The organism is Acinetobacter sp., assembly GCF_045628685.1.
GTDB lineage: Bacteria > Pseudomonadota > Gammaproteobacteria > Pseudomonadales > Moraxellaceae > Acinetobacter.
In genome coordinates, this window is sequence record NZ_JAZQPV010000100.1 from 1 (window position 1) to 5,982 (window position 5,982).

Here is a 5,982-nt window from a genome sequence, read left to right on the forward strand (position 1 = left end):
CAACGGCCTGGGCTTTGATATGGAGAAGGTGAAGGACCGGATCTTCGGGTTACATCAAAAGTTCCACCATCATGTTGACAGCAAGGGGATTGGCCTGTACTTGATTTATAACCACATTACCAGCCTTGGTGGTAAGATTACGGTGGAAAGTGAGATTAACAAGGGAGCTACCTTTGTGATGACTTTTAAAGATTAGGGGGAGTTATTTGTTTACTTTGTCCCATTGGGGTGGATTAACTCGTTTGGCTGGAGCGCTTGCCTGGCAGGCAAGAGGTGATCGGGGCTAACGGAGATTTAAAGCTTTGATTTTTTACTTTCTTCTAATTCTCGCAATTTTTCGCACGATATCTAACCTTATTTATCTTTTTTGTCATCTATTGAACGGTAGTAATTTAGGTCACTTACCTCATACCTTCATCAGCAAAACTATAGTACCTGTATTTACTTATAATCAGATGGTCGAGCACTTTCAAATCCAATTATTGTATGTGTTCTAGGAATGGAACTACTAAACATCCAAACTAAATTCCGACAGCTCAAACACTGTTGATTTATCATAATTGGACTTTCCTAAATTTAAGTTCAGAACATTGAGTATAAAGTCCGCTAATTGATCTTTAGGCTTATTATCCCCAGGCTGGTTTAGCTTTCTGTTTACAGAAGCTACAAATAGATCAACCGCTTGGATAAATAGGCTTTTACCGGATGGTGCTGCATGGAAATCACCAATAAATAATCCTTCTCTACCTTGTCCTTTAAGCCTCTCTTTAATGTTAGCCAACTTAACAGCATCGCTACCTAAGTCCTCATCGTCAATAGTGACGTCAAGCTTTCTAGGAAGCGGCGCTCGACCGGAATTATGTTCATGCTCAATGCCATCACTCAAAAGATGGAAAGTTAAGTCAGTTATGGCACTTGCTACGTCAGTAAACCCTTTATTTTTTACAACTATCAATTTGAATCCTACTTCAGGATAGAGAGATAAGAATTTAATAAAAAATGCCTTGTATTGCTCCAAGCTAGCTGGACGCATGTCAGTAAAATGAAATTCGTAAGTTATGCCAGAGTATTTTTTCCAGTCCTTCAATTCCAAGTCCTTTATAATATAGTCAGGACCATACCGGAGAAGCCACAATGAACCAACCATAAGGTACTTATCATTCTTACCACTTTCATCAATGAACACAGAATACAATCCCAAATGATTTGGTTTGTCTTCAATTGCATCTGCCTTCATCTTTCCTTCAAGTGTTCCACGTCGCTTTTTAACTGAGGAATCAGCTTGAAATAACTTATACTCATTCTGAATTTTAGCTCTGGCCCTACATAGTGAGCTTATTTTAGAAAGTTTTAACATTGCTTTTTCAGTTAAACCACCACTTCCAATGATCTCAGACTCAAAGGTAGTCCAATAACGCCATGCAAGTTTAATATCTGAATTTCTTGCATCCGCGCTACTACTCAGAATATATGCTACGCGATCCCTAACATCTAAAATCTCACTACTTAAAACACGTTGTAATAATTCTTGAGCCTCTTGTGCAGACTTCAATTGTTTTTCGGTCAAGACTTCAGTGGAAACATCTGCCTGTGCGTCATTTGATTTTTGTTCTTCGAGCATTGCTAATTTACTTAAGTTACATTATTTGACTGAATTGTATATTGGGGTGCATCAAGCTTATGTGTAGCCAGCTTAAATGTCCGTATATGTATTTAGTGGACTTACAAAGGTGGCGGATACTCCGCAGTTCATGCAGTTTCTTGTTTATATGCCTACCCATCATGAATAATGACTAAAAGCTTAAGTTACAATAAATCCGCTAACAATACTTACTGAGGAAACTCAACTTAGATACCTCCTGAAGATACCAGTAATCGTATCTTTCTTGAATTAAGAAAATACCATTCCTGAAGCTCGTCGCAATTTGGATCAGGTATATTATGCGTTATTTGAAAACCCTTGAACATTTTACCGTTCACAATCCAGACGATCTTATTATAAAACTCATTTCTGCTATTTAGTTCCTCCCTTGTTAAAGGTGAGTTCTGAAACTCAATAGTGACTCCATTTTTGTTATGCACATCAGCTCTGTGATATTCAGCAAGTAGTGGATCATAGAAAGTAACTTCTCGTGTGTCAATAGGAAAATGACTTTTCCATTGCCTGTGCCATTCCGTTTCATTCTCCCACCATGAGTCACATTTGTCAGCTGAAGTATGTGCCCAATGATTGAGCTTGATGTTTCCACATTTAGCAACAACCTTCTTACCGCATCCACAGCATAGACCACTTTTCCCCCGTATTGGCTCTGAACGCACATTATTTACAAAAGCGTATGCATGTTTTGTTCTGATTAATTAGATGCCAAATTTCGCTTTTAGCTGTTCAAGCATGTCACTGGTAGCGGTGGACTTGATGGGGGCAGTTGTAGCACTTGCTGCAGCTGTTACCGCTGGTTTGAACGGTTCAAGAGATAAAAGTTTTGTTTTAATTATATCAATGTTAGTCCAACCTTTTTCTTCATCCATCTTTAGATATCTCGCGACTTCCCTCGCAACGATATGTTTTGATGCCGTACCTAAAAGTTCCTTCTGCGACACTTCTACAGCATTATAATCATCAAAGGACTTCTTCATTGTAGTTTCAAAATCGACACCAAAAACACAATATCCATCACTTATAGCCCAGTCTTTTGTACCTATGATAGCAGCTAATTCGTCATCAGTTATGCCTATAGCCTTCAGAGAATCGGTTCTTTGAATGCCTTGCTTATCATGTTTCTCATCGTTATCAAAACAGACAAAAGTTGGAATGCCATAGAGCGTAAACAATCTCCACCACTTAGCAAGATTACCTTTCCCGTGAACACCAATTATTTCAATACCCTCTCTAGTTACATCCAAACCTCGTCTTTCCAAATATATAGGCAATGCTAATTCTTCAGTTAATCCCTCGACCAGTACAACTTTCTTAGCAAAGAAACCATTGAGTATATGGGTTGTTGAATGATTAGCATAAAACGGCACAACCGTTTCGACCTTTGTTTTATCTGCGTTTGCACCTGTAGCGATGCAATGCTTATAGAGTGACTCGGCAGAGTGGTTTATCACTGTGGTAGCCTGTCCATTCTTTCTCAATAAGAATAAACTGTCAATGTTAAAAAGATCTATAAAGTTCGCACTATGGGTTGTTATTACTATTTGTAATCCATCGGCTGCCATCTTTATAATCATCTTCGATAGCCATTTTTGAGCCAGTGGATGAAGATGTGATTCAGGCTCATCAAGTATTAATACGATATCTCCATTAATGAATGATTTGCAGTACGCGTGAGCGAATGCTAGTGCCAGTAATTGTTGTTGCCCCGTTCCTAACTCCTCGAAACTCCTTGCGTCTGTTCCCTCTATGGGGTTAACACGTAGTGATTTGAAATAATTACTAGGATCGTAGGCTGAGAAGTCCATTTGCAACATGTAAGACATATTTGCAAGTATCTCGCCAGAGATCGTTGACATACTGCCTTTGAACTGTTTGAACTCAGGAACTTCATCAAATGTATTCTGTATCTCAACATAGAGTTTCTTTAAAGCGGCTACGCGTTGTTCATCGCTGATTAAACTTTTATGGAGCACTTTCATAACTTTAGAAAGCAATGTGTGCTTTGATGTATAACTAAGCTGATACGAAAGATTGTGTTCAGAATTAACTATGATGGAAGTTAATTCTCCACGCACATCGTTGGAGATATATCCGTGTGGGGTTCCGTCTTCTAAAAGGGCCACATATTCTATTTCTGAACCCTTTATACATTTAAATTTAAATGCATTTATTCTCTGAGGAGGGCGACCTAATACTCCGCTGAAGTTTGACACTGAACCACTGATAACAATCGGTGTCTTTGAATCTCGACCGTGATGGTCAAAGTGCTCCACATCCTTGTACTTCGGATGATACTCTCCAAATAAGATATCAAGCGCTCGGATTACATTGCTCTTTCCACAATTGTTTTCACCAATCAAAACAACTGGCTTATTATTAGGAAACCTTATAGTAACTTCATCTCGTATTGATCTAAAGCCCTCTATTGAAATAGAATTTAATTTTGCCATGTATGCTGGTTTGCAGGTTGGCATATGAGAGCTAACCTAGATTTAACCAAATATAGCATAATATCTATCATTGCAGTTTCAAATGGGTTCGAGATAAACTTCATTAATTACCCTATAGCCTACAACCATCATGTTTCTACGTATCTCGTCTTCAGTATTTTAATTGGTTCAAGAATACTAGTGGCAATTTCGTTTATCTTCTCAGTCATATCTTTTATGGAATACTTATTTCAACTTAAGTTTGCAAACCACAAACAAATTGCTACTTTTGCCCCACCACGGGGGATTAGCTCATTTGGCTAGAGCGCTTGCCTGGCAGGCAAGAGGTGACCGGTTCGAATCCGGTATTCTCCACGATATAAAAAAGCCTTTCAGTGTAAACTGGAAGGCTTTTTTGATGTCTAATCGCGGTAAGTGTAAATAAATAAATTCTGATCAAGTCGAAAACTTGTGGGAAGGTCTTATTTTAGCGTTGATCGTTTAGATTTTTTACTTCATGCAGCGCTGTTACCATTTTTTAATAAGCTTATTACTCCTAGATTTTTATTCAATAGACGAAATCTCAAAAGTTTATTGCAGTGGGCGCCGTTGCTAAAATGCATAAAGGAGATTGATATAATGAATGGTCCGTATTATATCGATTGACCGTTATAACCGGCTCTACCTTGTAAACCGGCGTCCAGACCCTTCCTTATCCTCTTGTAAGCAGCAGAGTTAAGACAAACGTTGCAGTATGCCTCAATGATAGGTCTATATCGAAATGCGTCGGCACCTCGTGGCAGCCTTTGACCCCTACTCTGGTGGAGCTAGCCCTGTGCAACCGTCAATACGTCTCTGTGCGAAGACGCGAGTTGAGATTGCCTGATTTGTTTTTAAATAGTTTAAGACGCTTATTGCTTTGTTGTAGTTAGCCAAGGAGTAATCATCATTGGTAAACTCATGTCTTTCTAAGATCGATAAGTGAACATTGTTTCTTATATTATTCAAAGTGATCATGTCTGCTAAAATCGTTAAGTCATTCATTACCAACTTGTCTTTTAGTATGTCAACTGCCCCAGCGATCTTCAAATGCTTCGACGACTTTATATAGAAGTCGCACCTGTTTTGATTCTTACAGACTCTTTTGTCATCAACTCTACAATGTTGGTGTAAGTGGCCTAATGAACACATCAAAAGTCCTTCTATAGCAGAAACTAAATTAATGATTGCACCTTTCAGAAGTAACTTTTGAATGACACCCCAGAACTCAAATCTATTAATCAGATAATTATATAGATCACTCTGCATAAGAGAATACGCAATACTATCCTTCTGGCGGCCATTTCCTATTAGCGAATTAAGATTATATTCAGTGGCAAAATGATATCGTGTGCGGATATATCCCCTCGGAAAGTTTAGCTTTAGAAATTTTGTTTTATCAATATTCTGGACTGGAGTATTATGATGCTTACGAATTGTTGCTTCAAGTTCAGCCAATGCTGTCGATGCTTTACTGAATGCTGCCTGAATTTCTTCCTGTTGAGTTTGCGTCATTGTTGAATGTGTATACATAAAGATAACTTTTAAGGAAGCAGTTACATCTTTAAATAACCAATATCTCACCATTCTATACCGTGCACTTACAATAAATGTAAATCGCCCCTTAAATTGCTCCTATTACACAGCCATACAAACCTGACTATTCTTTATTTTTAAATCAAAAAGTCATGGCAGATATCTTACACAGAATCGGAATTAAATCATCCTCACTGGATGATGTTTATCAGGCATTGACCACTCAGGAAGAGCTTTCTGCCTGGTGGACCAGCGACACACAGGGAGAAGGCAATCAAAAGTCGGATCGTAGCCATGTCGTTCTGTGAGCCAAGGAGT

7 protein-coding genes and 1 tRNA gene are annotated in these 5,982 nt (G+C 38.5%); 3 read left to right on the forward strand and 5 right to left on the reverse strand.

The genetic code is table 11. The annotated features are described in order from the left end of the window. Window positions 1-196 (forward strand): ATP-binding protein (locus ACKI4H_RS13265; RefSeq protein ID WP_407306482.1); only part of this gene is annotated, 196 nt, incomplete at its 5' end. Between the two features lie 205 nt (window positions 197-401). Here ACKI4H_RS13265 and ACKI4H_RS13270 read toward each other — a convergent pair. From ACKI4H_RS13270 to ACKI4H_RS13285, 4 genes are all read right to left on the reverse strand, one after another. Further along, entirely contained in the window at window positions 402-479 is a 78-nt protein-coding gene (locus tag ACKI4H_RS13270) for a JAB domain-containing protein (protein ID WP_407306494.1), read from the reverse strand. A 29-nt stretch (window positions 480-508) separates the two neighbouring features. After that, window positions 509-1,621 (reverse strand): DUF3800 domain-containing protein, encoded by a 1,113-nt coding sequence (locus tag ACKI4H_RS13275; protein WP_407306484.1) that lies wholly within the window; start codon window positions 1,619-1,621, stop codon window positions 509-511. A gap of 227 nt (window positions 1,622-1,848) precedes the next feature. Then, a complete protein-coding gene (locus ACKI4H_RS13280; protein ID WP_407306486.1) occupies window positions 1,849-2,319 on the reverse strand; it encodes a competence protein CoiA in 471 nt (156 codons plus the stop codon). A gap of 39 nt (window positions 2,320-2,358) precedes the next feature. After that, window positions 2,359-4,134 carry an ATP-dependent nuclease gene (locus ACKI4H_RS13285; protein WP_407306488.1) on the reverse strand — a complete coding sequence of 592 codons (1,776 nt, stop codon included), beginning with the start codon at window positions 4,132-4,134 and terminating at the stop codon, window positions 2,359-2,361. Between the two features lie 256 nt (window positions 4,135-4,390). On the opposite strand from ACKI4H_RS13285, the gene ACKI4H_RS13290 reads away from it, so the two are divergent. Then, window positions 4,391-4,464, forward strand: a tRNA-Ala gene (locus ACKI4H_RS13290). A 438-nt stretch (window positions 4,465-4,902) separates the two neighbouring features. Here ACKI4H_RS13290 and ACKI4H_RS13295 read toward each other — a convergent pair. Further along, entirely contained in the window at window positions 4,903-5,661 is a 759-nt protein-coding gene (locus ACKI4H_RS13295; RefSeq protein ID WP_407306490.1) for a hypothetical protein, read from the reverse strand. A 155-nt stretch (window positions 5,662-5,816) separates the two neighbouring features. Between ACKI4H_RS13295 and ACKI4H_RS13300 the strand changes: the two genes are divergently transcribed. After that, complete coding sequence (locus tag ACKI4H_RS13300; protein ID WP_407306492.1) at window positions 5,817-5,972, forward strand: hypothetical protein; 156 nt, start codon at window positions 5,817-5,819, stop codon at window positions 5,970-5,972. Window positions 5,973-5,982 lie beyond the last annotated feature (10 nt).